The 21,855-nt window shown below is 32.9% G+C and carries 27 protein-coding genes, 8 tRNA genes and 1 pseudogene; 28 read left to right on the forward strand and 8 right to left on the reverse strand.

Annotated features, from left to right (window positions below):
* The first annotated feature begins 20 nt into the window (after window positions 1–20).
* The 13 genes from DOK76_RS12580 to DOK76_RS12640 all read left to right on the forward strand — a co-directional run bounded on the left by DOK76_RS12580 (window position 21) and on the right by DOK76_RS12640 (window position 6,126).
* Window positions 21–93: transfer RNA gene (locus DOK76_RS12580), tRNA-Val, on the forward strand.
* Window positions 94–108: 15 nt separating this feature from the next.
* Window positions 109–181 (forward strand) — tRNA-Asp (locus DOK76_RS12585).
* Between the two features lie 5 nt (window positions 182–186).
* Window positions 187–259 (forward strand) — tRNA-Phe (locus tag DOK76_RS12590).
* A 6-nt stretch (window positions 260–265) separates the two neighbouring features.
* Window positions 266–346, forward strand: a tRNA-Tyr gene (locus tag DOK76_RS12595).
* A gap of 22 nt (window positions 347–368) precedes the next feature.
* Window positions 369–439 (forward strand) — tRNA-Trp (locus DOK76_RS12600).
* A gap of 10 nt (window positions 440–449) precedes the next feature.
* A tRNA-His gene (locus DOK76_RS12605) sits at window positions 450–522 on the forward strand.
* Window positions 523–539: 17 nt separating this feature from the next.
* Window positions 540–611, forward strand: a tRNA-Gln gene (locus tag DOK76_RS12610).
* A 373-nt stretch (window positions 612–984) separates the two neighbouring features.
* Complete coding sequence (locus DOK76_RS12615) at window positions 985–1,140, forward strand: teichoic acid D-Ala incorporation-associated protein DltX (protein WP_370590138.1); 156 nt, start codon at window positions 985–987, stop codon at window positions 1,138–1,140.
* A gap of 15 nt (window positions 1,141–1,155) precedes the next feature.
* Window positions 1,156–2,664: a D-alanine--poly(phosphoribitol) ligase subunit DltA gene (dltA, locus tag DOK76_RS12620; RefSeq protein ID WP_206968311.1), complete on the forward strand. Its 1,509-nt coding sequence runs from the start codon at window positions 1,156–1,158 to the stop codon at window positions 2,662–2,664.
* Window positions 2,661–3,893, forward strand: a complete 1,233-nt coding sequence (dltB, locus tag DOK76_RS12625) for a D-alanyl-lipoteichoic acid biosynthesis protein DltB (protein WP_206968312.1) — start codon at window positions 2,661–2,663, stop codon at window positions 3,891–3,893. The genes dltA and dltB overlap by 4 nt, the downstream gene beginning before the upstream one ends.
* Before the next feature lie 12 nt (window positions 3,894–3,905).
* Entirely contained in the window at window positions 3,906–4,139 is a 234-nt protein-coding gene (gene dltC / locus DOK76_RS12630) for a D-alanine--poly(phosphoribitol) ligase subunit DltC (RefSeq protein WP_206968314.1), read from the forward strand.
* Window positions 4,139–5,395 carry a D-alanyl-lipoteichoic acid biosynthesis protein DltD gene (gene dltD, locus DOK76_RS12635; protein ID WP_206968316.1) on the forward strand — a complete coding sequence of 419 codons (1,257 nt, stop codon included), beginning with the start codon at window positions 4,139–4,141 and terminating at the stop codon, window positions 5,393–5,395. Before dltC ends, dltD begins: the two co-directional genes overlap by 1 nt.
* 110 nt (window positions 5,396–5,505) lie before the next feature.
* A complete protein-coding gene (locus DOK76_RS12640) occupies window positions 5,506–6,126 on the forward strand; it encodes a lysozyme family protein (protein ID WP_206968318.1) in 621 nt (206 codons plus the stop codon).
* Window positions 6,127–6,167: 41 nt separating this feature from the next.
* Here the strand turns inward: DOK76_RS12640 and DOK76_RS12645 are convergent, their stop codons facing one another.
* Entirely contained in the window at window positions 6,168–7,046 is an 879-nt protein-coding gene (locus DOK76_RS12645; RefSeq protein ID WP_206968320.1) for a polysaccharide deacetylase family protein, read from the reverse strand.
* 155 nt (window positions 7,047–7,201) lie between these two features.
* Between DOK76_RS12645 and recJ the strand changes: the two genes are divergently transcribed.
* Both recJ and DOK76_RS12655 read left to right on the forward strand, forming a co-directional pair.
* A complete protein-coding gene (gene recJ, locus DOK76_RS12650) occupies window positions 7,202–9,523 on the forward strand; it encodes a single-stranded-DNA-specific exonuclease RecJ (RefSeq protein ID WP_206968323.1) in 2,322 nt (773 codons plus the stop codon).
* The gene (locus DOK76_RS12655; RefSeq protein WP_206968325.1) at window positions 9,523–10,035 is read left to right on the forward strand and encodes an adenine phosphoribosyltransferase; all 513 of its coding nucleotides are present in this window, start codon (window positions 9,523–9,525) and stop codon (window positions 10,033–10,035) included. Before recJ ends, DOK76_RS12655 begins: the two co-directional genes overlap by 1 nt.
* A 42-nt stretch (window positions 10,036–10,077) precedes the next feature.
* On the opposite strand, the gene DOK76_RS12660 is transcribed toward DOK76_RS12655, so the two are convergent.
* Window positions 10,078–10,602 carry a P-loop NTPase family protein gene (locus DOK76_RS12660; RefSeq protein WP_206968327.1) on the reverse strand — a complete coding sequence of 175 codons (525 nt, stop codon included), beginning with the start codon at window positions 10,600–10,602 and terminating at the stop codon, window positions 10,078–10,080.
* A 198-nt stretch (window positions 10,603–10,800) separates the two neighbouring features.
* Between DOK76_RS12660 and DOK76_RS12665 the strand changes: the two genes are divergently transcribed.
* Window positions 10,801–10,873, forward strand: a tRNA-Thr gene (locus DOK76_RS12665).
* Window positions 10,874–10,955: 82 nt separating this feature from the next.
* On the opposite strand, the gene DOK76_RS12670 is transcribed toward DOK76_RS12665, so the two are convergent.
* The 5 genes from DOK76_RS12670 to DOK76_RS12690 form a co-directional block, all read right to left on the reverse strand.
* Window positions 10,956–12,098, reverse strand: a complete 1,143-nt coding sequence (locus tag DOK76_RS12670) for a tyrosine-type recombinase/integrase (protein WP_206968328.1) — start codon at window positions 12,096–12,098, stop codon at window positions 10,956–10,958.
* A 115-nt stretch (window positions 12,099–12,213) separates the two neighbouring features.
* Window positions 12,214–13,041 carry an EbhA gene (locus DOK76_RS12675; protein WP_206968330.1) on the reverse strand — a complete coding sequence of 276 codons (828 nt, stop codon included), beginning with the start codon at window positions 13,039–13,041 and terminating at the stop codon, window positions 12,214–12,216.
* 91 nt (window positions 13,042–13,132) lie between these two features.
* On the reverse strand, window positions 13,133–14,068 hold the full coding sequence (locus DOK76_RS12680; RefSeq protein WP_206968332.1) for a YPYG domain-containing protein: 936 nt from the start codon (window positions 14,066–14,068) through the stop codon (window positions 13,133–13,135).
* Between the two features lie 81 nt (window positions 14,069–14,149).
* On the reverse strand, window positions 14,150–14,557 hold the full coding sequence (locus tag DOK76_RS12685; RefSeq protein ID WP_206968334.1) for an ImmA/IrrE family metallo-endopeptidase: 408 nt from the start codon (window positions 14,555–14,557) through the stop codon (window positions 14,150–14,152).
* Between the two features lie 14 nt (window positions 14,558–14,571).
* Window positions 14,572–14,886, reverse strand: coding sequence for a helix-turn-helix domain-containing protein (locus DOK76_RS12690; protein WP_206968336.1), 315 nt, complete (start codon window positions 14,884–14,886; stop codon window positions 14,572–14,574).
* Between the two features lie 473 nt (window positions 14,887–15,359).
* Between DOK76_RS12690 and DOK76_RS13425 the strand changes: the two genes are divergently transcribed.
* From DOK76_RS13425 to DOK76_RS12710, 4 genes are all read left to right on the forward strand, one after another.
* A complete protein-coding gene (locus DOK76_RS13425; protein WP_242542317.1) occupies window positions 15,360–15,461 on the forward strand; it encodes a phage antirepressor KilAC domain-containing protein in 102 nt (33 codons plus the stop codon).
* A 66-nt stretch (window positions 15,462–15,527) separates the two neighbouring features.
* Window positions 15,528–15,731 carry a hypothetical protein gene (locus DOK76_RS12700; RefSeq protein ID WP_206968338.1) on the forward strand — a complete coding sequence of 68 codons (204 nt, stop codon included), beginning with the start codon at window positions 15,528–15,530 and terminating at the stop codon, window positions 15,729–15,731.
* Between the two features lie 12 nt (window positions 15,732–15,743).
* A complete protein-coding gene (locus DOK76_RS12705) occupies window positions 15,744–15,971 on the forward strand; it encodes a hypothetical protein (RefSeq protein WP_206968339.1) in 228 nt (75 codons plus the stop codon).
* 98 nt (window positions 15,972–16,069) lie between these two features.
* On the forward strand, window positions 16,070–16,255 hold the full coding sequence (locus tag DOK76_RS12710) for a hypothetical protein (protein WP_206968341.1): 186 nt from the start codon (window positions 16,070–16,072) through the stop codon (window positions 16,253–16,255).
* Between the two features lie 92 nt (window positions 16,256–16,347).
* Here DOK76_RS12710 and DOK76_RS12715 read toward each other — a convergent pair whose 3' ends face one another.
* Window positions 16,348–16,956 carry a hypothetical protein gene (locus DOK76_RS12715; RefSeq protein ID WP_206968343.1) on the reverse strand — a complete coding sequence of 203 codons (609 nt, stop codon included), beginning with the start codon at window positions 16,954–16,956 and terminating at the stop codon, window positions 16,348–16,350.
* A gap of 557 nt (window positions 16,957–17,513) precedes the next feature.
* Between DOK76_RS12715 and DOK76_RS12720 the strand changes: the two genes are divergently transcribed.
* The 8 genes and pseudogenes from DOK76_RS12720 to DOK76_RS12755 all read left to right on the forward strand — a co-directional run bounded on the left by DOK76_RS12720 (window position 17,514) and on the right by DOK76_RS12755 (window position 21,829).
* Window positions 17,514–17,837, forward strand: coding sequence for a hypothetical protein (locus DOK76_RS12720; RefSeq protein WP_206968345.1), 324 nt, complete (start codon window positions 17,514–17,516; stop codon window positions 17,835–17,837).
* A gap of 1 nt (window position 17,838) precedes the next feature.
* Complete coding sequence (locus DOK76_RS12725; RefSeq protein WP_206968346.1) at window positions 17,839–18,114, forward strand: hypothetical protein; 276 nt, start codon at window positions 17,839–17,841, stop codon at window positions 18,112–18,114.
* A complete protein-coding gene (locus DOK76_RS12730; protein ID WP_206968348.1) occupies window positions 18,105–19,049 on the forward strand; it encodes a YqaJ viral recombinase family nuclease in 945 nt (314 codons plus the stop codon). The genes DOK76_RS12725 and DOK76_RS12730 overlap by 10 nt, the downstream gene beginning before the upstream one ends.
* A gap of 1 nt (window position 19,050) precedes the next feature.
* On the forward strand, window positions 19,051–19,968 hold the full coding sequence (locus DOK76_RS12735) for a recombinase RecT (RefSeq protein WP_206968350.1): 918 nt from the start codon (window positions 19,051–19,053) through the stop codon (window positions 19,966–19,968).
* Window positions 19,969–20,005: 37 nt separating this feature from the next.
* On the forward strand, window positions 20,006–20,416 hold the full coding sequence (locus tag DOK76_RS12740) for a single-stranded DNA-binding protein (RefSeq protein ID WP_206968352.1): 411 nt from the start codon (window positions 20,006–20,008) through the stop codon (window positions 20,414–20,416).
* Window positions 20,417–20,439: 23 nt separating this feature from the next.
* Window positions 20,440–21,381: a DnaD domain-containing protein gene (locus DOK76_RS12745; RefSeq protein WP_206968354.1), complete on the forward strand. Its 942-nt coding sequence runs from the start codon at window positions 20,440–20,442 to the stop codon at window positions 21,379–21,381.
* A 65-nt stretch (window positions 21,382–21,446) separates the two neighbouring features.
* Window positions 21,447–21,690, forward strand: a pseudogene (locus DOK76_RS12750) (DEAD/DEAH box helicase); the annotation flags it as partial.
* A 1-nt stretch (window position 21,691) separates the two neighbouring features.
* Window positions 21,692–21,829, forward strand: coding sequence for a hypothetical protein (locus DOK76_RS12755; RefSeq protein WP_206968359.1), 138 nt, complete (start codon window positions 21,692–21,694; stop codon window positions 21,827–21,829).
* Window positions 21,830–21,855 lie beyond the last annotated feature (26 nt).

The raw sequence follows: 21,855 nt of genomic DNA on the forward strand, positions 1-21,855 counted from the left end.
GTCCCGTACGGGTCATTATTGGAGGTTTAGCTCAGCTGGGAGAGCACCTGCCTTACAAGCAGGGGGTCAGCGGTTCGATCCCGTTAACCTCCATTAAATAGCTAATCTGGTTCCGTGGTGTAGGGGTTAACATGCCTGCCTGTCACGCAGGAGATCGCGGGTTCAAATCCCGTCGGGACCGTTTTAGGCGCAGTAGCTCAGTTGGTAGAGCAACGGATTGAAGCTCCGTGTGTCGGCAGTTCGATTCTGTCTTGCGCCATTATATGGAGGGGTAGCGAAGTGGCTAAACGCGGCGGACTGTAAATCCGCTCCTTCGGGTTCGGCAGTTCGAATCTGCCCCCCTCCATTTTTAATATTTTTTAAACTATAGGGGTATAGTTTAGCGGTAGAACTACGGTCTCCAAAACCGTCAGCGTGGGTTCGATTCCTACTACCCCTGTTTAACTATGGCGGTTGTGGCGAAGTGGTTAACGCATCGGATTGTGGCTCCGACATTCGTGGGTTCGATTCCCATCAGTCGCCTTTTTTATTTTTAATAGTGGGCTATAGCCAAGCGGTAAGGCAACGGACTTTGACTCCGTCACTCGTTGGTTCGAATCCAGCTAGCCCAGTAAAAGACTCAATTTGAGTCTTTTTTTATTTGTACTGAAAGTTGAAATAAAATTTTGCTCAATAAAGAGTAATATAGAAACATGTATACAAAAAGATCGTTATAAAAATAGTGAATCGTAAAGTGTTAACTAATTCAGTCCAAAATAATATAAAATTAATAAAAAATAGTAATTTGTCCTGCAAAAAAGTTTGGATTTTTAATTACTTTTGATTTATAATAAACAAGTTGTTACAAGAAGGTTACGAATATTTCTAAGATGACATAAAACTAGGTCTTAGGTCGTAGATAGATTTACGTCAAATGCTTGATAAAAAAAAGATGAATCTATTGTAGAATATGTTAAAAGAAAGAAAGTATAGGAGATGTTGAAAATGGAAATGAAAAATATCGTGAAAAACAAAAATTCAAGAGAATGGTTAAGCTTTGCAGGAAAAACTATTTTATATACAACTATTTTACTAGGTTTAGTTTACTTATACCACTACAGTGCAGTGGGTGGAGGATCATTCATTTACAATCAATTTTAAGGGGTTGCTAGAAACATGAAGAATTTAATTTTAGAAAAAATAAAAAAATGGTCTGAAGAAACTCCAGAATCTTATTTTTTTGATGATGGTTTAAACCAATTGACTTATCGAGAGTTAGAAGATAGTTCCAATGCATTAGCAAGCTATCTTGAAAAAAACTATCCTAATAAAAATAATATTTTAGTCTATGGTGGACAAGATGGTCGTATGATTATAAGTTTTTTAGCTTGTATAAAAGCAGGTCATTGTTACGTGCCAGTTGATATCCATACACCTGATGAAAGAGTTCAAATGATTTTAGAAGAATCTAATGCAACATGTGCGATTTCGTTAGGTGCCTGGCCTTTAGATGAGAAAGATGTTATTACTGAGAAAGTATTTGAGACGGTTATTGCATCTAAAGAAATGCCGTCATTGAATCAAGTGGTTTTAGGTAATGAGAATTTCTATATGATTTTCACTTCAGGTACAACTGGAAAACCAAAAGGCGTACAGATTTCTTATAACAACTTAGTTAGTTTTTGTGACTGGATGTTAAGTGATTTTACTTTAGAAACAGGCCAACGCTTCTTATGTCAAGCACCGTTTTCATTCGATTTGTCTGTTATGGATTTATATCCAGCACTTTTAACAGGCGGTACTTTGGTAGCTCTAAGTAAGGATGAAGTTGATAATTTTCCGAAATTATTTGCTCGTTTACCTGAAATGGATCTGAATATTTGGGTATCAACGCCTTCATTAGTTGAGATTTGTTTATTGAGTCCTGATTTTAATAATGAAACATTACCCAACTTAGTTAATTTCCAATTTTGTGGTGAAGAATTACCTCATGCAGTTGCTAAAAAGTTAATGGATCGTTTTCCAAAGGCACTTATATTTAATACATATGGGCCAACCGAGGCAACAGTTGCGATTACTTCAGTTTTAATTACTGAGGAAGTTCTAGAATCAACTGATCGTCTACCTTTAGGAAAAGTTAAAGGTGACACTCAGTTAGTTATTTTAGATGATAATGGTAATGACTTGCCAGAAGGCGAAATTGGTGAAATATTAATTGTAGGACCAGGTGTATCAGCAGGTTACTTTGAACAAGAAGAAAAAACAAAGGAAGCTTTCATAACTTATAATGGCTTACCAGCTTATAAAACTGGGGATGCAGGTTTGATTAAGAATGAGCACTTGTTCTATAAAGGTCGTTTGGATTTTCAAATTAAATGGCATGGCTATCGTATGGAGCTTGGAGACATAGATCACCATATGATGGAAATTGATATGGTTAGAAATGCGTGTGTTGTTCCTAAATACAATAAGAATCATAAGGTTCAACAATTAATTGCGTATGTTGTACTTGAAGGGATTCAAGATATCGATCAAAAAATAAAAAGTAATGAAATAAAAGAGGCTTTACAAAAGAGTGTGATGGAGTATATGATTCCTCAACGATTTGTCTTTGTTGAAAATTTACCGTTAACACCAAATGGAAAAGTGAACCGTAAGCAGCTAATTGAAGAGGTGAACTCATGATTCAATGGATAAATACTTACGTTCCTTATTTAACGCCTTATGAAAAACCTTTTTACTTTATACTATTAGGAATTTTGTTTATTCCGTCTATTATTTATTCGTTACAAGGTAAAAGAGCTTATTGGTATCAAAATTTTCTGACGGTATTTTTCTTATGGATTAGTTTTGCTGGTCCACATATGAGTCAAGGTTATGCTCTACTTGGCTATATTCTATGGCAATGTGTGTTAACCAAAGTTTACTTTAAATACCGACAACAGGACAATAAGAGTATATGGTTTTATGTCGCTATAGTGTTAAGTTTAGTACCGATGTTAATCATGAAAATAGGACCTTTTGTAGCGGGAGATTCGTATCTCATGTTTTACTTCTTAGGTTACTCTTATTTAACATTTAAATCTGTACAAGTCATTATGGAAATACGTGATGGTATGATTAAAGAATATCGTACAACAGACTATATTCAGTTTTTAATCTTCTTTCCAACTATTTCCTCAGGACCGATTGATCGCTATCGTCGTTTCTTAAAAGATTTAAAAGAGCCACCTACTAAAGAAAAATACACAGAAATGTTAGGGAAAGGAATTCACTATATTTTCTTGGGATTTTTATATAAGTTTTTAATTGGCTATGTGCTAGGAAGTCATTTACTTCCACTTGTTGAGCAATTTGCTCTTTCACCTAGTGGAGTTGTATTAGGAACGATTGGTTATATGTATGTATACAGTCTATATTTGTTCTTTGACTTTGCAGGTTACAGTTTGTTCGCTGTTGGAACAAGTTATTTATTAGGTTATGAAACACCAATCAACTTTAATAAACCATTCTTAAGTCCAAATATTAAAGAATTTTGGAATAGATGGCACATGTCTCTTTCGTTTTGGTTTAGAGATTATGTTTACATGAGATTGATGTTTACTTTAATGAAGAAAAAAGTATTCAAAAGCCGTATCGTAGCATCAAACGTTGGGTACTTTGCCCTATTTATGATTATGGGTGTTTGGCATGGCTTAACATGGTATTATATTGTATACGGAATTTTCCATGCTACTTTAATTTGTGTCAATGATGCTTGGTTGCGTTATAAGAAAAAACACAAAGATAAGTTACCAAGTAATAGATGGACGAATGCTTTAGGTATTTTTATTACTTTTAATGCTGTATGTTTCAGTTTCCTGATTTTTTCAGGATTTTTAGATACGTTAATAAAACATATTAATAATTTTTAGGAGATGGATTTAATGGATATCAAAACAACTATTTTAGCAATTATTGAAGATTTAACAGGAGAAGATGTTTCAGGAACAATGGATTTAAACTTGTATGATGAAGGTTTACTAGATTCAATGGCAACTGTTCAAATGTTAGTTGAAATTGATGGTCAGTTAGGTATTACTGTACCAGTATCTGAGTATGATCGAAGTGAGTGGGGAACTCCACAACAAATCATTAATCAAGTTACTGCTCTAGCTTAATGAATAAGAAAAAGTTATTATTAGCTGTAGGACCTTTTTTTGTTGCTATATTGATTATAGGGTTTATTATCTTTTCCCCTTTAAACTTATTTAGTAAGCCTTCTAATAAAGCAATACATAAATCGGCCTCTTCTATGTCAGTAAATGTCTTAAAAGGAAATGCTCTAAAAAATGAAGCAATGGGAAGCAATAAATACTTACCATTCTTTGGTTCATCTGAATTAAGTCGTGTGAATCCATTTCACCCGTCTGTATTAGCTCAAAAATATCAAAGAGATTATGAACCTTTTCTTTTAGGTGCTCCAGGGACACAATCTTTGACACATTATTTTATGCTTAACTCAATGGAAAAGGAGTTACATAAGAAAAAGGCAGTCTTTATTATTTCGCCACAGTGGTTTGTTAAAGATGGTGTGGGAGATCCAATGTTTTCACTGTTTTATTCACCACTTCAAACGAATCAATGGTTAATGAATGCTGATGTGAAAGATATTAACGATCAGTATTTAGCTAAGCGTTTAGAAGGCTTTTCAAGTGTGAAGGGCGATACACAGATGAAAATAGCTATAAACAAAATTGCGAAAGGCGAAGAGTTGTCTGACACTAATATTAATCAGGCAAGAGTACGCTATCGCATGCTGTCAAAAGAAGATTTACTTTTTAGTAAAATTGGCATCAAGTCAAAAGATGAGAGAATTACTAAAGAAACTAAAAAATTACCAAATGAATTTAACTATGATGAATTAGATAAATTAGCTTATGATAGTGGTAAAAAAGAAACAAAAAGCAATGAATTTGAAATTGCTGATGGTTTTTACACCAAACGAATTTTACCTGTAAAAGGAAAATTAAAGAATTCTCAAACGAAATTTGATTATGTGTCTTCGCCAGAATTTTCAGATTTCCAATTGGTTTTAGATCAAATTGCTAAAAACGATATGGATGTTCTGTTTGTTATTCCTCCAGTGAATAAACGTTGGTCAGAGTACACAGGTCTTTCTCAAGAGATGTTAAATAGCTTTAGTAAAAAAATCAACTACCAATTAAAGTCTCAAGGATTTAATCATGTGGTTGATTATACGGATAAACACTCAGAGCCATACTTTATGGAAGATACCATTCATATTGGTTGGAGAGGTTGGTTGAACTTAGATCAAGACCTTCAAAAATTCTTGAAAAATGATCAAGCACCTAAGTATCAGATGAATTCTGAGGAGTTTTTAAGTCCAGAATGGCAACAAAATCGAGATTTTTAGTAAAGCTCAAGGAATGTTTTATTCCTGAGCTTTTTTTATAGTTTTAACTTGATAAAAAATAAAAACTATGACAAAATAGTGCATACTTTAAAGTTTAAGGGAGCAATAAATTGAAGAGAAAAAAAAGAAGTGTTTTTAAAAAGTTTTTAATCGTTTTATTGTTAGCCTTAATAGTTTGTGGTGGCTTTTTTTATGTTAAAATCTCAAATCAAGTGAAGCAGGTAATGGTTTGGGAAGATGAAGTAAAGAAAGTTGCTAAAGAGTATCAGATGGAAGAGTATACTGATATCATCCTAGGCATTATTTTTACAGAAAGTAAGGGAGATCATATTGATCTGATGCAGAGTAGTGAAAGTAAGTTTGGTGCAAGAAATCAGGTCACTTCTAGTGAAGAAAGTATTCAATTTGGTGTTGAACATTTAGCAGAGGTTGTAAACGAGGCGAATGCACAGAAGTGTGATATTTGGACAGCTGTTCAGGCATATAATTTTGGCTCTCAATATATTTATTATATTAAAGATAGAGGACAAAAGAATACATTAGAGCTTGCAGAAACTTACTCAAGAGATGTTTTGGCTCCTTTATTAGGCAATAAAACACAAGAGACATATCCGTATAAACATCCTTTAGCAATTATTCATAATGGAGGGAAGCTTTACCGTAATGGAGGTAACTTCTTTTATGCTGAGAGTGTTAAATGGAATACGAATCTAATTAAATGGTTTAAATAAAAAGCAAAGCTCCTTCTACTAATGAAGGAACTTTGCTTTTTTTATGGTTGTGAGGCTAGTAAAAAGTCACCAAACATATCACCAGTGTAACCTGGTGAGACTCGCACTCGTTTTAAAGTAAATAAGCCATCTGATTTTTTAGCGTATCCAGGTTCTGTCGTAATCGCCATTTTATAGCCATTCTTTTCAGCTGAACTAATAACTCTTTCATCATATCGTCCTGCAGGGTAGCAAAGAACAGAAGTATCTTGATTTAGTTGTTGATCAAACCATTGTTTAGAATCTAATAACTCACTATCAATTCTAGCATCATCTAGTGTGTTTAAATCAAGATGAGAGACTGTGTGACTTTGAATCGAGATTAAGCCGCTAGCCTTCATTTCTTTCATTTGATCGACGTTAAAGTAATATTCAGAGCCTAATTTTGAGGTAATATAATTAATGGTTGCTTTCATATCTAATTGTTTTAGAATTGGAAAACCTTCTGTGTAATTGTTTAAATAGCCGTCATCAAAAGTGACCCAAACAATTTTTTCAGCAGGCTTTTTATTTTCTGTTAGAACGATGTAGGCTTCTTCAGGTGTTAAGGTATAATAGCCATTATCTTTTAACCATTTCATGTGTTCTTCAAATTCTTTAGGAGGCACTTTTAAAGAATTTCCTTCTGGTTCTGCTAGACTGTGGTACATCAAAATAGGAAAAGCAATTTCAGTATCACTTTCGATCCATTTTGCCTCTTTTTTTGTTTTTTCATTAGAAGAACTCATAGTTGTTGAAGTGAGTAACTTTTCTGTTGATTCTTTTGTTTGACTAGTTTCAACGTTGGCTGTTTTAGCGAAGGGTTTTAAAAGCACAAAACCAACAATAACCAATTCAATTAAAACAAGAGAAAAAAGTATAATCAATCCCTTTTTTTTCATTTGTTAATCCTCCATTTCCTTCCCTCGATTTTATCAAATAGAGGTCATGCTTTCAAGGGAAATCAAAGTATCCCTTTCCAGAAAGATATGCTAAACTATTCTAGTAAAGACTGATGTCCTAAGACATTAAAACTCTTTAGATCAGGAGTGTTATTTTGAAAGAATCACAATATATATGGCGAGAACAAAAAGTATCTGATGATGCCAATCAATTAGTTTCAGAGTTAGAAAAATTAAATCAACCAAAAGAACTAGCTCCATTTTTATGGAATCGCAACATCCAAAAATCGGAAGAATTACGTTCTTTTTTTCAACCAAGTGTGGAAGATTTTCATGATCCGTATTTAATGTATGATATGGAAAAAGTGATTGATAGAATTCAACGAGCTGTTGAAGCTGGGGAAAGAATTTTAGTCTATGGAGACTATGATGCAGATGGTATTACAAGTACCACAGTGATGAAAGAGGCTATTGAACTGATTGGTGGAGATGTAACCTATTATCTACCAAATCGTTTCAACGATGGTTACGGCCCAAATTTAGAGGTTTACAAGAGATTCATTGAGGAAAGGATTGAATTAATCGTAACCGTTGATAATGGTGTCAGTGGTCACGAGGCAATTACCTATGCCATGAGTCAAGGAATTGATGTCATTGTGACTGATCATCATGAACTACCTGAAGAACTACCAAATGCTTTTGCTATTGTTCACCCAAGACATCCTAAGGGAGAGTATCCCTTTAATGATTTAGCTGGAGTTGGGGTAGCATTTAAAGTGGCTACGGCTTTATTAGGGGAAATTCCAATTGAAAGCTTGGATTTAGTTGCTATAGGAACAATTGCTGATTTGGTTTCTTTGACAGGTGAAAATAGAAGCCTTGTCAAAATTGGTTTGGAAATGATGAAACAAACAGAGCGAATTGGACTACAAATGCTTGCAAGTGTTGCGCAAGTGGATTTAAGAGATGCAACAGAAGAAACTATCGGGTTCACCTTAGGACCTAGGTTGAATGCAATTGGACGCTTAGGAGACGCTTCACCAGGTGTTGAGTTGCTAAGCACTTTTGATGAAGAAGAGGCAAGTCGTTTAGCTAGTTTTATTCAAGAAAAAAATAGTGAACGACAATTGATTGTCAAAAAAGCAACAGAAGAAGCTTTGGTAATGGCAGAAGAACAAGCTCAGGAACCTATTTTATTTCTAATATCAAAAGAGTGGCATGAAGGCGTTTTAGGTATTGTTGCCAGTCAAATTGTTTCAAAAGTTGGCAAGCCAGTTATTGTGTTAACCTATGATGAAACAACTAATCGATTAAAGGGATCTGGTAGAAGTATTCAAGGAATTGATTTATTTAAAACATTAAGTCAAGTGAAGAGTGAGTTAATTAGTTTTGGTGGTCACCATATGGCTGCAGGGCTAACTTTTGATTATGACAAACTGGAAACAATCAAACAAAGCTTGGCTAATTATTTAGAAGTGTCAGGCCTTTTAGTTAACACTAAAGAAGAGCTAATTATTGATAGTCAGCTCTCAATTGAAGATATTTCTGTCGAGTATATTGATATGTTTAAACGATTAGCCCCTTTTGGAACGGACAACCCATCACCTTACTTTTTAGTACAAAGTGAAGAGATTGCTCAGTTAAAACAAATTGGAGCTGATAATACTCATTTAAAATGTCAGCTAAGAAATGATAAAGCTAGCTTGGATTGTATCGCTTTTAATCGTGGAAGTGAAATAGCTGAATTTACGCAAGGTGAGGCTATTCGTTTCGTTGGTCAGCTATCAATAAATGAGTGGAATGGTTTAAGAAAACCACAACTTATGTTAACAGACTATGAAGTAGATGGTTTCCAATTATTTGATATACGAGGCAAAAAAAGTGTTGATACTAAACCTACAAGTGATAAAGTAGCTTATCTTGTTTTCAATGACGAGAGCCTACCAATCGTAGAGACTAAACCTGAACAGGATGTGTTTGTGGCAAGTCTATTAGATAAAGAAAAATACCTTGAGTTTAATCAATATGAGGAAGTTGTGATTGTGGATTGTCCTTATGAATTAAGCCAAGCAAAGGAAGTTTTTTCTAAGCTAACGATTAAACGACTGTTTTTCTTTGTTCAAGTTAAAGAAGAGCACTACTTAACAGGATTACCTTCAAGAGAACAATTTGGTAAGCTATTTAAGTTTATTGCAACGTTTCCTTCTTTAGATGTTAGATATAAGCTAGGTGATATGGCCAATTATTTAAAAATTGAAAAGAAATTATTAATTTTTATGATAAACGTGTTTTTTGATCTAGGATTTGTTACAATAGAAAATGGTTTGATGGCTAAAGTTGAAAAACCAGAAAGTAAGCCGTTACAAGAAAGCAAAGTCTACCAAGAGTATCAACAAAAAATTGAGATGGAAAAACTGTTTTTATACAGTGACATCAAAGAGATTAAACAATGGATTTTGCAACAGGAGGAAGTATGATGAATTTAGAGAATTATATTGCAAGTATTCCCGATTACCCTCAAAAAGGTGTTATCTTTAGAGATATTTCACCATTAATGGGTGATGGAGCTGCCTATCAAGAAGCTACAAGACAAATCGTAGCCTATGCTAAAGAACGTGGAGCTGAGATGGTTGTTGGACCAGAAGCACGCGGTTTTATTATTGGATGCCCAGTTGCTTATGAATTAGGCATTGGTTTTGCACCAGCTAGAAAAAAAGGTAAACTACCTAGAGAAACAATCGAAGTTGATTATGGTTTAGAGTATGGTGAAGCAACACTTACTTTACATAAAGATGCGATTAAACCAGGACAAAAAGTCATTATTTGCGATGATTTACTAGCAACGGGTGGAACAATTGCTGCGACAATTGAACTAGTTGAAAAACTTGGCGGAGAAGTCGTTGGTTGTGCTTTCTTAATTGAGTTAATGGACTTAAATGGCCGTGATAAAATTAAAGGCTATGACATCTTAAGATTAATGGAATATTAATAAAAAACCTCAAGGATACGATAGAAACTATCCTTTGAGGTTTTATTTTGGTCTTTTTTGCTTTTCTACACGTTGTTGCTTCTTAATGTGTTGATGGAGTCTTCGTTCGCTCTGAGGAGATTCAAGAATCATGACTTTTGAGTTTTGATGATATAGGTTTCCTTTGATGCGGGGGAGTCTTTTTCTAAATTTATTGTTCCATTTAAATAGTTTAAACATTCGTTTAATGGCCTTTTTTTTCTGATTAAGGTCTCTATTTTTGTCGAATACCTGACTACAAGTTCGTTTAACTACACGAAACTGAGTAATATAAAGAGGGTAGTCTAAAACCACAATTAAATCAGCATCATGGAAACTTTTGTTAGTCCATGGACTAACTTGTACACCTTCAACAATCCAAGCGTCTAGAGTCTCTAATCTAGCGTTTAGAGAAGTCATGCGTTGGTTTTTATCTTTTATTTTTAAAAAGTCATCTAATGAAATACCTTGAATTAAGTATTTCTCTTGAAGGCTAAGGGTGAGGGAGGTTTTACCGCTTCCTGCATAGCCAATGATCCTAATTTTCATTATTTATCTATCTCCAGTCATTCAATCTCCTTAAGGTTACAATAAACAGTCGATAAATTCAATAACCGAACAGATATTATTATATTTGCTTAAAAATAAAAAGAAATAATACTTATTAATAGGAAGAAAAATAGCAGAATTGGTTTTAGTATTGACTTATTCATTAGGAACAGGTATCCTAATATTTGTTAGAAATTTGCCGCCTTAGCTCAGTAGGTAGAGCGTTTGCATGGTAAGCAAAAGGTCACCAGTTCAATCCTGGTAGGTGGCTTCAAACCAAAACTCTGTATCCTTTGATATCAAAGGAATACAGAGTTTTTTATTTATTAAACTGACGAAAAACTGACGAAAATTTATATTTCTCCTTTGAAATAAGTTTCTAGCAACTTTTTATTTTTTTCTCTTAAATCTTCATTCATTTGAGCATAGTGTTTCATTGTTGTAGTAATGTCCTCATGACCGATTTGATTTTTTATATATAATGGATCAGCACCACTTAATATTAAAAAGTCTGTTCTTGCATGTCTGAACGTATGACTTGATATTCGGTCAATTTCAAGTCTTTCACACAATTCAACTAAAGTACGATTAACATAAGAATTAGAAATAGGATAACTATCTCGTTCGTTTGGAAAGACTAGATTGAATTTATTTCTAATTTTCTTGCTTTTTACTAAATTATCTATACGATTTTTATGGATTTTCAAATGTTCCATTAGTTGTTGACTGACATCTATTTTTCTATAACCAGCAGGTGACTTTGGTTCTTTAAAGTTTCTAACACCGGCATACTCATATGCTTTATCAATATTTATTTGTCTATTTTCAAATAATACATCGTCCCATGTTAAAGCAGCAACTTCTTGATATCTTGCCCCAGTATAGATTTGTGTTAGTAAAAAATACTTAACAGTTATCTCTTTAAAAGCCAAAATAGCCTCTTTAACGATTAAAATGTCATCAAAGGATAAAGTCTTAGCCCTTAGTTTTGTGACGTTCTGTCCCGTTATTTTTACGCCTCTAGTAGGGTTTAAATTTATATAGCCCATGTCATGAGCTTCAAGAAACATACTCCTAACAATTGCATGCCGGTTTTCAACTGTTTCAGTTGCTAAACCTAAACCGTTTGGTTTCTCATTACCTAGCCAGTTTAAAAACTTCTGATAGTTTAATTTATTTATTCCTCTTAATGTCTGTTTATTACCAAAAAATGTTTCTAAATTTCTTCCAACAAGTTCAATCTTATTCATTCTTGAGTTGGAAACTTTGCCTCTTTTAAATGTGTCCATCCATGTATGATAAAATTCAATTAAATTAACATCTTCGATAACTTGGCTATTAATTAATCGTGCTCTTAATTCAATTTCTTTTTGTTTGCATTCTTTTTTTGTGTCACAAGTATACTGTTTTGTTTCCCAATCATTTGTAATTGGGTTCTTGTATCTAATAATAATTGTCCACTTACCAGTTTTGGGATTCTTTTTAGGCTCAGCCATGTCCTTTTCCTCCTGTTTTATGGTAAAATAGGCATAATTAAAGAAGCCTATCACCATAGGTTATTTTTATGTAAAGCACGCTCTTACTGTCCAAGGTGAGGAGCGTGCTTTTTTATTATACTTTTGTTAGCGACTCAATAATTTTAGATTCTAACTCTTTTTGTTGCGTTGCAGTCAGTTTATCAGATGTTCTAACTACGATTGTTCCGATAACAGTGTGTGAACCAGAACTCAATATTCCTCCACCATCAAACCCTGCTAAATAGTCATTTCTTTTATTAGCTTCTTCAACTGTTTTGTAAACTTCAATACAGCCGCCAGCTTCAGTTCCTTTTTCTATTAAATCTTTTCCATAAACGCTACTTTGATCTATAAGGTTACTTGAGAAATATATTGATGATGTATATCCACCAGCTTTATTTAAATTACCATTTGGATCATTTTCTTCTGTTACAGGCATGATATCTTGAATCATATCTACATTTTTTAATCTAAGTATTACAAAGTCTTGAGTGGGAGCAGTTACTTGTTTTAGTTGTTTAATACTTTTATCAGCTTCACTAATAGCGGTTTGTAAATCTTTGGTTTCGTTTGAATAATCCAAAGTGGCAGCTAATTTAGTAGTTTCAACTTTAACCTGGTCTGTTTTTTTAGGAGGGCTAGGTATATTTCTTTTTGCCTCATTTGCTGTTGAAATAGCAACTTGTAGATCTGTAAAAGTATTCTCATTTAATGGTTTATCACCAGAGTCTAATACTTTTTGCCCTTTTGCAATTTCCTTATCTAAAACGGAATTTTCTTTTTTGACAATATTTGCCTCTTTTTGGAAATTCTTGATAGCATTATCGTAGGGTACTTTTATTTGAGAGTACCAATAATAACCCCCACCACATAGAATCATCAATAATAAAACTAAGCTAACAATAATACTTTTCTTTTTCATTAAATTCACTCCTAAAATAATATGGTATAATAAGTTGTAATTGTTATACTCAAACATCACTCAAACTTTGCAGGGGAGAGTGATGTTTTTATTAATAAGAGATAATTTCTACTTTTCCAGTATCTGCACTTGTGGGAGTGATAAATACTTCCACATTTCTATCCTGTTTAACCTTGTTCCCGTTCACAATAGTTGCAGTTGTTTTGTAGTACCATGATTCGCCATCTTGTGTCCAGTCTTGAAGTACACCAGTGATCGAATGCATCTTACTGCCTTTATACGGGAAGTCCTGTTTAAATTGTTGGTTAGCCAGTATTAATAGTATTTCTCTTTGCTCGTCAGTAGGGGATTTAGATAGTTTTGTTATATCGCTTCCAACTTCATTGCTACTATTAGTTGTTGATTTAGTATTTGAATCACTAGTAGAAGTATCAGTGTGACCATACTTTATACCAACATCTTTAGCATATTCTAAATCCATATCAACTAAATCGCCGAGAGTTTTAGGTTTGTTTAACTCCTCTGCTGTAGCTTCATTACCATCAATCATAACACTCTCATATAATCGTACATTATAATCCATGAAACCATAAGATGAATTTTTTAGGTTTATTAAAGCTATATATCTTTCATCATCATTCGGCATCATTTCAAGAGATTCTATATCAGAACTTTCAAAACTGATAGTTAAGTTTTTTGCTATTTCATAAAGCTTGTCATCGCTGTTTTCAAAAGCTTTAGTAATATTTTCAGCGACTATTAGACTCGATTCTTGAAAAGATGAAACTAGCTCGCTGTAAATTGAAAAAGTAGCATCGATTGCTTTCTGAGATGAAAAATCTTTTTTAGTTAGTTTACTACCTTTGAAACTAATACTATTTACTTCTATGTTTGTTTTTGTAGTAACTGAACTTAAACTACTTTGCGTGCTACCATCTTTGTTATCTTTCGAAGCATTACAACCACTTAACATAAATGAGATTAAAGAAAAGCTAATAACTCTTATAGCTACTTTTTTATTAAACATATTTACTCCTCCATTATGATGTAATATTCTTATACTAACTTAGGACATCAATCAAACATTGTAGGGGAAAGAAATGTCTTTTTATTTTGCATAGCTAAGCATTGTTTCTCTCACACAAAGCTCAAGACGTGGTGGAATATTATAATATTCCATAAATTTAACTGCGTTTAGTTGCTCTTTTTGTAGATCGTATTCGTTTATCCAAATAGCTAATAAAATTTGAATAGCTATTTGATTTGCTTCATATTCGACTTTATTTCTATGGTATTCACTGATGTTATAATACGTTGATAATTCTTCATGTTTTTTGATGCAGTGACCTAGCTCGTGGGAGATTTGAAAGTCTGAATTTGTATCTAAAAGTTTGTCACTTAAAAATATAGTCTTTTCATCAGCGTAATACATTCCACTTCGATTCATATTGCAAAATACTAAATCCAATCCCATTTTTTTTACTAATTTGAGTAATCTGCTATTGACCTCACTCATTAAATCAACCCGCTTTATTTGTTTTCAGATGCTCTCTTAGCAGCTAGTACAGATTTTAAAAATTCTACTTCTTCATCTGTAACAGGTTCACCATCGAAAGCGAATACACCATTTTTTTCAGCTAGTGATGTTTTTTCTTCACGTCCTAAAAGATAGTCAACTGATACACCAAAGTAGTCGGCAAGTACTTCTAAGCGATCTTTTGTGGGATTATCAGAATTTTTCATTCTGTATAAAACATTTTTGGACAAACCGAGTTCTTCTTCCACTTTATTCAGAGACTTTCCCTGTTTATCCGCTAATTTTTTTATCCTACTATAAACTGTCATATCAATATTCTCCTTAAAAGTTACAAGAAAAATAAACTTTTATGTTAAAATAGGTTGATAAAAATTAACATTCATGTTAACATATTTCTTGTAAACGAGTTTAGCAACAAAATAGACAATAAAAAACACAACTGATTATATAAACTATCCGCCAAGAAAGTGATTAAATCAATGTTTTATGTCTTATTTAATTATGCTTTTATGTTAACATTTATGTTAATAACAGTCAATATATTTTAACATATTGTTGTTAAATTCGTTTTATTTATTAGAAAAAAAGGGGAGATAAGAGGTGATGAGCTTAAACATATTTTTGCTGATGCTATAGCTGCAAGAAAACATCAATTCTTGTATGTGAATTAGCAAAAATGGCGGTGATATGGGTGCAAATAGATTATTCGAATGGCTTCGATAAAATGTTTTTTCTCATTAAAAGAAAGAGCACAGTTTGGAATACGCCGACTCAGCACTCAATGGATTTAGGTTTATTTGAGATTAAACAATCAAGTATTCAACACGATAACGGTCATATTTTAATAAGTAGGACACCGAAAGTAACGGTCAAAGGGCAATAGTATTTTTATTAGTAGGTTCTTTTCAAAAGAAGAAATATCAACATGTTGTTAGAAAGGAGTGTCGCTATGACAGAGATTGCAGAAATCACTCTAAATGATAGAGAAAAAATTAAAGAGTTTGTAGAAAGAAGCAGTTTTGTCACTTACAAAATGCTAGCTGACAGATTTAACATCAGTAAAAGTAGTATGTCACGGATTATGAGTGGAAAAGATACGTCTGCTAAAGCGAACGGAATTATTGATGCCATTATCACTATGTATGAATTATAGGAGGTGTAAATCATGAGCAAAGTTAATGATTTAGTTGCAATTGCGACAAGTAATATCGCTTCTGAGATGGGTGCTCAACGAATTAAAGCAAAAGAAATTAGCAAACTAACAGGATTATCAGCATCTACTATATCTCATGTTTACAACGATATTAGTGGTCATAGCAATCCACAAATTGAAACGTTACTTTCTATATGGGTTATAGCTTTGAAAAAAGAAGCAACTGATTTATTTAAGTAATTGGAGGTAGTTATGAATCAGGATATGAAAGTAATCGTTATAACGACAATTATTTATTGTTTTTGTTTGTTTTGGGTGAATGAAAGGAAGAATAAAAAATGACAGAAAAAGACTTTGAAATGCTAGCGACACAAGCATGGTTCATTATGTTTGGTGTTTCAGTAGGAGCAGCCCTAGTGGATTTTAGATCTTTTTGGTGGTTACCACTATTCATCATTGTTGTGTTAGTAGTTTATAGAATTTATGTGTACTTCATGTTCTGTGAGAGGAGAGTTAGGAAATGAGTAAAAAGAATTAAGACGGGTTTTTAGTCTATTGAGACAAATTTTAGGGGAATAAAAAACAAACATGACTATTTAGTATGTTTGTTAGTGGGTTATAAAAGTTCAGATATATCGATTGGAATATAATCATTTTTCTCTTTTGAAATATATTTTTTCCAAATATTTAATGGTATATGTTTTATACCTCTTGATGTTTTTATATGAAGAGTATTGTTACCAATTATTGATGTGTCGTAATGGAAACCGATAGTACCTACTGCGGATTCATACGGTTTGATTGTGATTGGAGGTAAGAGTAATGAACCTTCTTTTATACTGATACCAATTGTTTTTCCAGTTCCGTACCCACTTATTCCAGGAAATACTTCTTCCCAATTATTTTTAACAGTAACCTGGTAATTGTTATTTATTAAGCTAAATGAATTAAAAACAAGTTTTTCGTTGATTGAGAATTCAGTGATTGTAATTGGTAGAGAACTGTTATTTGTAATCACTAGAGTCACGAAGAATCTATATTTTTCAAAAAAGTAAACATCAGGGTCATCATTTGAAGCTCTATCAACAAGCCATTCGGAATTTTCTTTTGTAAGGATATCAACAGTTAAAGAAAATTTTTCTTTTTTTGAAGAAAAGTAAAGGGCTAATAGAGAAATAATCAAAGATAAAAAGGGAATTATGAATTCTGATAATATTTTTGTCAAAGTAAGCAACTCCTTTATAAGAGTATATCAAATTGAAAGGTCACGAGGAAGAGTGAATAGAGTAAGAGAAATGGAGAGGTTTAAAATGAACAATAGCCCTCTCAATTAAGAGAAGGCTATCTAATTAATCAATATTCATTATTTTAAAGTTGCGGCTACTATTACTAACAATAATTTATTTCTCATTTAAACGAAGCATTCCCTAACCTCTAATGCCTCCTTGTAACCCTTTAGTTACGCCAGTGTGGATAAATTTCAAAAAAATAAAATACAGCTTTGCTAAACAATATTTTTCATATGAGTGAATTATAGCACATTTTATAAGAAAAGTCTGTAATAAGAAAAAGGAAGTGGGCAAAACTGAATTATACAGTCAATCAAAAGATAGGTAATGATAAAAATTTAATTTCGAATAAATCTGCTTATCTGATTGAGAGGCGTAGAAATAATGTGATGGAGAATACTTTTAATAACAGTTATATTTTTACAAAAAAAGACTGATTCGCCGGCAAGCAAAAATCAGTCATAACAAAATATTAATTCAAGGAGATTTTAACATGATTAGTGAAAAAATTCAAAACCTAATGAAAGAAGTTCAAAAAGAATGTGATAAAGAAGGTGTATCCAGTGTTTGTACACTAAACAAGAAAGGTCACGTTGCAGTAATGATTACTGGTGGTTTAAAGGATATTGCTTTTTGCTTAGGTGCTCAGGAAAGAGAATTAGATAAGCAGTTGCCAATTCCTACTAAAATTTTGAGAAGTGCTGCAGTTAATTCTATAAATAATACTAATGAGAAAGATAAACAGCATACATATATTATTGATGATTTAGATGAGATTCCCAATATTTTATCTCGAATTTTAAAAGGAGAGATGTAAAGTGAGTTTTACTGAAATGGAAGGAGCAGCATTTGATAGGTGGAAGACAAAACTAACAGACGAACCAGTAGAGATTGCATATGATTGGCAAAATCAACCCTTATATGAGGGAGATATATGCTATCAGACAGATGATGGTTATGTGCTAGAAGATGATATCTTTCAATACATTCAAACTTTAGAAAAAGAAGCTTTATTAGAGATTTTAAGTAATATGAACAATGAGGATATTATTATAGCTGCAGGTATGGAGGTGGTTAAATCATTATGGGAATGATTAGTACCTTAGATATGAGTCATGCAGAATGGCTTGAGAATAGAAGGGAAGGTCTTGGTGGTTCAGATATTGCTACAGTTTTAGGATTAAACAAATGGCACTCACCCTATCAATTGTGGTTAGAGAAAACTGGTCAAATTGAACTCGAATTTAGGGAAAGTGAACCAGCTTACTGGGGAAATGTTCTTGAAGAAGTTGTTGCAAATGAGTTTCAAGAACGAACAGGAAAAAAAGTTAGACGTAGAAATCAAGTCTTTATCCATACGGATTATCCTTTTTTACGAGCAAACATTGATCGTGATGTTGTAGGTGAAAATGCTATTCTTGAATGCAAAACTGCTAATGCCTATCTTGCTAAAGATTGGGAAGAGGAAGAAATTCCTCTTGCATATATCTGTCAAGTCCAACACTACATGAATGTTTTAAATCGTGATTATGCTTATATCGCTGTTTTAATCGGTGGTCAAAAATTTATATGGAAAAAAATTGAACGTGACCAAGAGTTAATCGATTTAATCACTACACGACTAATTCAGTTTTGGACTATAAATGTCGAACAAATGATTGAGCCTGAGATTGATGGAAGCGAAGCTACAACAAACTTTATTAAAGAATTAACTCAAGATATTGAGGATAACGAAGTGATTCTATCCTCTGAATATGATGAGTTAATCGAAAGCCAAAAACAGATTAGGTCTACTATCAAAAATTTAGAGAAAGAATCAGATAAGATAAGCAATCAATTAAAACTGGTATTAAAAGATAAAAATGCAAGTATTGCGATCACTCCCAAGAATGTTATTTCATTCAGAGAGCAGACTAGAACTAGCATGAATCGAAAATTAGTTGAAGCGAAATATCCTGAAATTAAGGATAACGAAGAATTTTATAAAGAAAGTAAATTTAGAAAACTGACTATTAAGGAGATTGGATAACATGGGAACAACAGATAGCTTAAAAAATCAGTTACAACAACAAGATAACGCACCTCAACAAGCTGATCCATCAAAACTGGGATTTAAAACATTAATGAGTACACCAGGTATGAAGAAACGATTTAATGAGGTTTTAAACGAGCGTTCAGAGCAGTTTATGAGTTCATTAATGACTTTAGTTAGTGGTGATGATTATTTAGCTAAAGCAGAGCCAATGACAATTATCGCATCAGCAATGAAAGCAGCAACGATGGATTTACCAATCGATAAAAATTTAGGATACGCCTATATTGTTCCTTTTAATCGTAGTGAAAAAATTGGTAATCAATGGGTCCAGCATAATGAAGCACAATTTATTATCGGTTATAAAGGTTATATACAATTAGCTCAACGATCAGGTCAATATAAAGCTTTAAATGCAATTGCTGTTTATGAAGGGCAAATGGTTGATTGGAATCCTCTAACTGAAGAGTTTACTTTTAGTTATGAGGGAAAGATTTCTGATGAAGTAATCGGTTATGTTGGTTTCTTTGAACTTCTTAATGGGTTTAAAAAGACTGTTTATTGGACTAAACAAGAAGTTGAAGAGCATCGTATAAGCAATAATAAGAATCGAGAAAAAACGAAATTAACAGGTGCGTGGAAAGACAACTATGACCAGATGGCCATTAAAACGGTCCTTAGAAATATGCTTTCTAAATGGGGGATTTTATCAATTGAAATGCAATCAGCTGTTACAAGTGATGAAAAAGTATTCAGATATGATGATAAGAATGATTTAATCGAAGAAACTAAAATTGATGAGATGGAACCAATTGAGCAAGAACGAAAAGAAGTCGAGAAAGTCGAAGATGAACAAAACGAAGAAGTTCAACAAGAGCTGTTTAACGATAAGAAACTAGGAGATATCACTAAATAGTGGTATCTCCATAGAAATAACAAGGAGGAAAGAATAAGTGAATATAGTCATAAAAATAGGTAGGTTAACATCTGATCCAGAACTAAGATACACCAATTCAGGAAAAGCAGTTGTCAATTTTAATATCGCAACAAGAAAGAAATTTAAGCAAGAAGGTCAAAAAGATGCGGATTTCTTTAAATGTATAGCATGGAATAAAGCAGCGGATTTTATCGCGAACAATATTAAAAAAGGTGGACGAATAGCAATAGCTGGACGGACTGAGAATAACAATTATGAGAATCAGCAAGGGCAAATAATTAGATATGATGAGATAGTGATTGAAGATTTTGAGATTATAGACTTTGCTAATTCAAAAGGTAATCAATCAAGTGATTTTCCTGATACTAGTAATATATTTGGAAGTCATAATCAGATTGACGTCAAAGATGAGGATTTACCATTTTAAAAACTCAGAAGGAGGTTAACTAGTTGGCTATATACAGACAACTTCACACCACTTTTTGGAAAGATGATTTTATTGGAGAATGCAGCCAGATAGAGAAATTGTTTTATCTCTATCTGATTTCGAACGATAAAACAACACAGAGTGGTGCGTATGAATTTAGTTATAGATATGCTCAATTCGAGCTAGGGATATCGAAAGAAGAAGTTGATAGGCTTCTTGATTTCTTTGTTTCTAAAGGCAAAATAAGGTTTAACAAGCAACATAACGAAGTATTATTAATAAATTGGCTTAAATACAATAGTGCTAAGTCACCTAAAGTAGCACCAGTTATTGATAAAGAGTTGGAAAATCTAAAAACAGTTGAATTCAAATCAGAAGTTGTCATGAACTGTATGAAATTAGATTATCCTATAAAAACTAAATTAGAAGATTTATGCCCTATTGATATGGTATCTGAAATTGAAATATATCCTATTGATACGATATCGCAACCAGAACCAACACAGAACCATCATCAACATATAACCAACAGTAGCAGTAAAAAAGAAATGCTAAAAGATTCTGCCACTACTTCTGGAATTAGTCCGTTTGAGTTCTACCAACAGAATTTCGGTGTCTTAGCACCAATTGTGAGTGAATCTATAAATTATTGGGTGAAAGATATAGGTGTTGAATTGGTCATTGAAGCCATGTCTAGGGCTGTTAAGGAGCATAAAGGTTTTAGATACTCTGAGGGAATTATGAAGAACTGGGCTAAGAAAAATATATTAAGCATGGAAGCAGTTAAAGCCGATGATGTAGCTTTTCAGAATAGACAGAAAAGTGATGTAAAATCACCAATACGCAAAGAAACTCTACCAGATTGGGCATTAAATAATAACCATGAGCAATTGGCGACTCCGTTGCCACCTGAGGAAGAGGCTAAAATGAAAGCAATGATTGAAAGCTTAAAGAAACCTAAATGACAAGCAAGAGAATAGTTATGAAATATAGAGCTTAGGATAATGAAAATGAACTTAAGACATAAGTAAAACTTGGCATCATTCCAGACAAAGTTGACAACGCGGGAAGATACCAAGTTATTAGAAAGATTAGCCAAGAGACGAAATGATGGGCAGACTACTCCAAAACAAATTCGTTTCTTAGAACAACGAGGATTCCAACCTGTCGGAACATGGCAATTTGAAACGGCTCGTAAATTAATAGATAGAATAGCTGGTAATGGTTGGAGAATTCCAAATGGTATTAATCCAGCTAGTTATGGAGGTGAATAAAATGGAACAAGAAAATAAAGAGTTAAAAGAAATGGTTATCTTTCTTGAAGCATTATTAGAAATGAATGCTGCAGGTTTAGAGAAAGCAATTGAAACAAACAGAATGCTAATTGATTATTTAAGAAAGAAAAAAAGCTAATTATTTGAGAGTGTAATATAAACCGT

Origin of the sequence: Candidatus Vagococcus giribetii (assembly GCF_017316185.1) — a bacterium.
Lineage (GTDB): Bacteria > Bacillota > Bacilli > Lactobacillales > Vagococcaceae > Vagococcus > Vagococcus giribetii.

Excerpts from the sequence above, each read along its gene's own strand:
- dltC (WP_206968314.1), top strand. The coding sequence starts at position 3,906 with ATGGATATCAAAACAACTATTTTAGCAATTATTGAAGATTTAACAGGA.
- DOK76_RS12660 (WP_206968327.1), bottom strand. The coding sequence starts at position 10,602 with ATGAAAATTAGGATCATTGGCTATGCAGGAAGCGGTAAAACCTCCCTC.
- dltD (WP_206968316.1), top strand. The coding sequence starts at position 4,139 with ATGAATAAGAAAAAGTTATTATTAGCTGTAGGACCTTTTTTTGTTGCT.
- DOK76_RS12655 (WP_206968325.1), top strand. The coding sequence starts at position 9,523 with ATGAATTTAGAGAATTATATTGCAAGTATTCCCGATTACCCTCAAAAA.
- dltA (WP_206968311.1), top strand. The coding sequence starts at position 1,156 with ATGAAGAATTTAATTTTAGAAAAAATAAAAAAATGGTCTGAAGAAACT.
- dltB (WP_206968312.1), top strand. The coding sequence starts at position 2,661 with ATGATTCAATGGATAAATACTTACGTTCCTTATTTAACGCCTTATGAA.
- DOK76_RS12645 (WP_206968320.1), bottom strand. The coding sequence starts at position 7,046 with ATGAAAAAAAAGGGATTGATTATACTTTTTTCTCTTGTTTTAATTGAA.
- DOK76_RS12615 (WP_370590138.1), top strand. The coding sequence starts at position 985 with ATGGAAATGAAAAATATCGTGAAAAACAAAAATTCAAGAGAATGGTTA.
- DOK76_RS12735 (WP_206968350.1), top strand. The coding sequence starts at position 19,051 with ATGGGAACAACAGATAGCTTAAAAAATCAGTTACAACAACAAGATAAC.
- DOK76_RS12710 (WP_206968341.1), top strand. The coding sequence starts at position 16,070 with ATGACAGAAAAAGACTTTGAAATGCTAGCGACACAAGCATGGTTCATT.
- DOK76_RS12705 (WP_206968339.1), top strand. The coding sequence starts at position 15,744 with ATGAGCAAAGTTAATGATTTAGTTGCAATTGCGACAAGTAATATCGCT.
- DOK76_RS12720 (WP_206968345.1), top strand. The coding sequence starts at position 17,514 with ATGATTAGTGAAAAAATTCAAAACCTAATGAAAGAAGTTCAAAAAGAA.
- DOK76_RS12700 (WP_206968338.1), top strand. The coding sequence starts at position 15,528 with ATGACAGAGATTGCAGAAATCACTCTAAATGATAGAGAAAAAATTAAA.
- DOK76_RS12685 (WP_206968334.1), bottom strand. The coding sequence starts at position 14,557 with ATGAGTGAGGTCAATAGCAGATTACTCAAATTAGTAAAAAAAATGGGA.
- DOK76_RS13425 (WP_242542317.1), top strand. The coding sequence starts at position 15,360 with ATGGATTTAGGTTTATTTGAGATTAAACAATCAAGTATTCAACACGAT.
- DOK76_RS12730 (WP_206968348.1), top strand. The coding sequence starts at position 18,105 with ATGGGAATGATTAGTACCTTAGATATGAGTCATGCAGAATGGCTTGAG.
- DOK76_RS12675 (WP_206968330.1), bottom strand. The coding sequence starts at position 13,041 with ATGAAAAAGAAAAGTATTATTGTTAGCTTAGTTTTATTATTGATGATT.
- DOK76_RS12680 (WP_206968332.1), bottom strand. The coding sequence starts at position 14,068 with ATGTTTAATAAAAAAGTAGCTATAAGAGTTATTAGCTTTTCTTTAATC.
- DOK76_RS12690 (WP_206968336.1), bottom strand. The coding sequence starts at position 14,886 with ATGACAGTTTATAGTAGGATAAAAAAATTAGCGGATAAACAGGGAAAG.
- DOK76_RS12670 (WP_206968328.1), bottom strand. The coding sequence starts at position 12,098 with ATGGCTGAGCCTAAAAAGAATCCCAAAACTGGTAAGTGGACAATTATT.
- DOK76_RS12755 (WP_206968359.1), top strand. The coding sequence starts at position 21,692 with ATGGAACAAGAAAATAAAGAGTTAAAAGAAATGGTTATCTTTCTTGAA.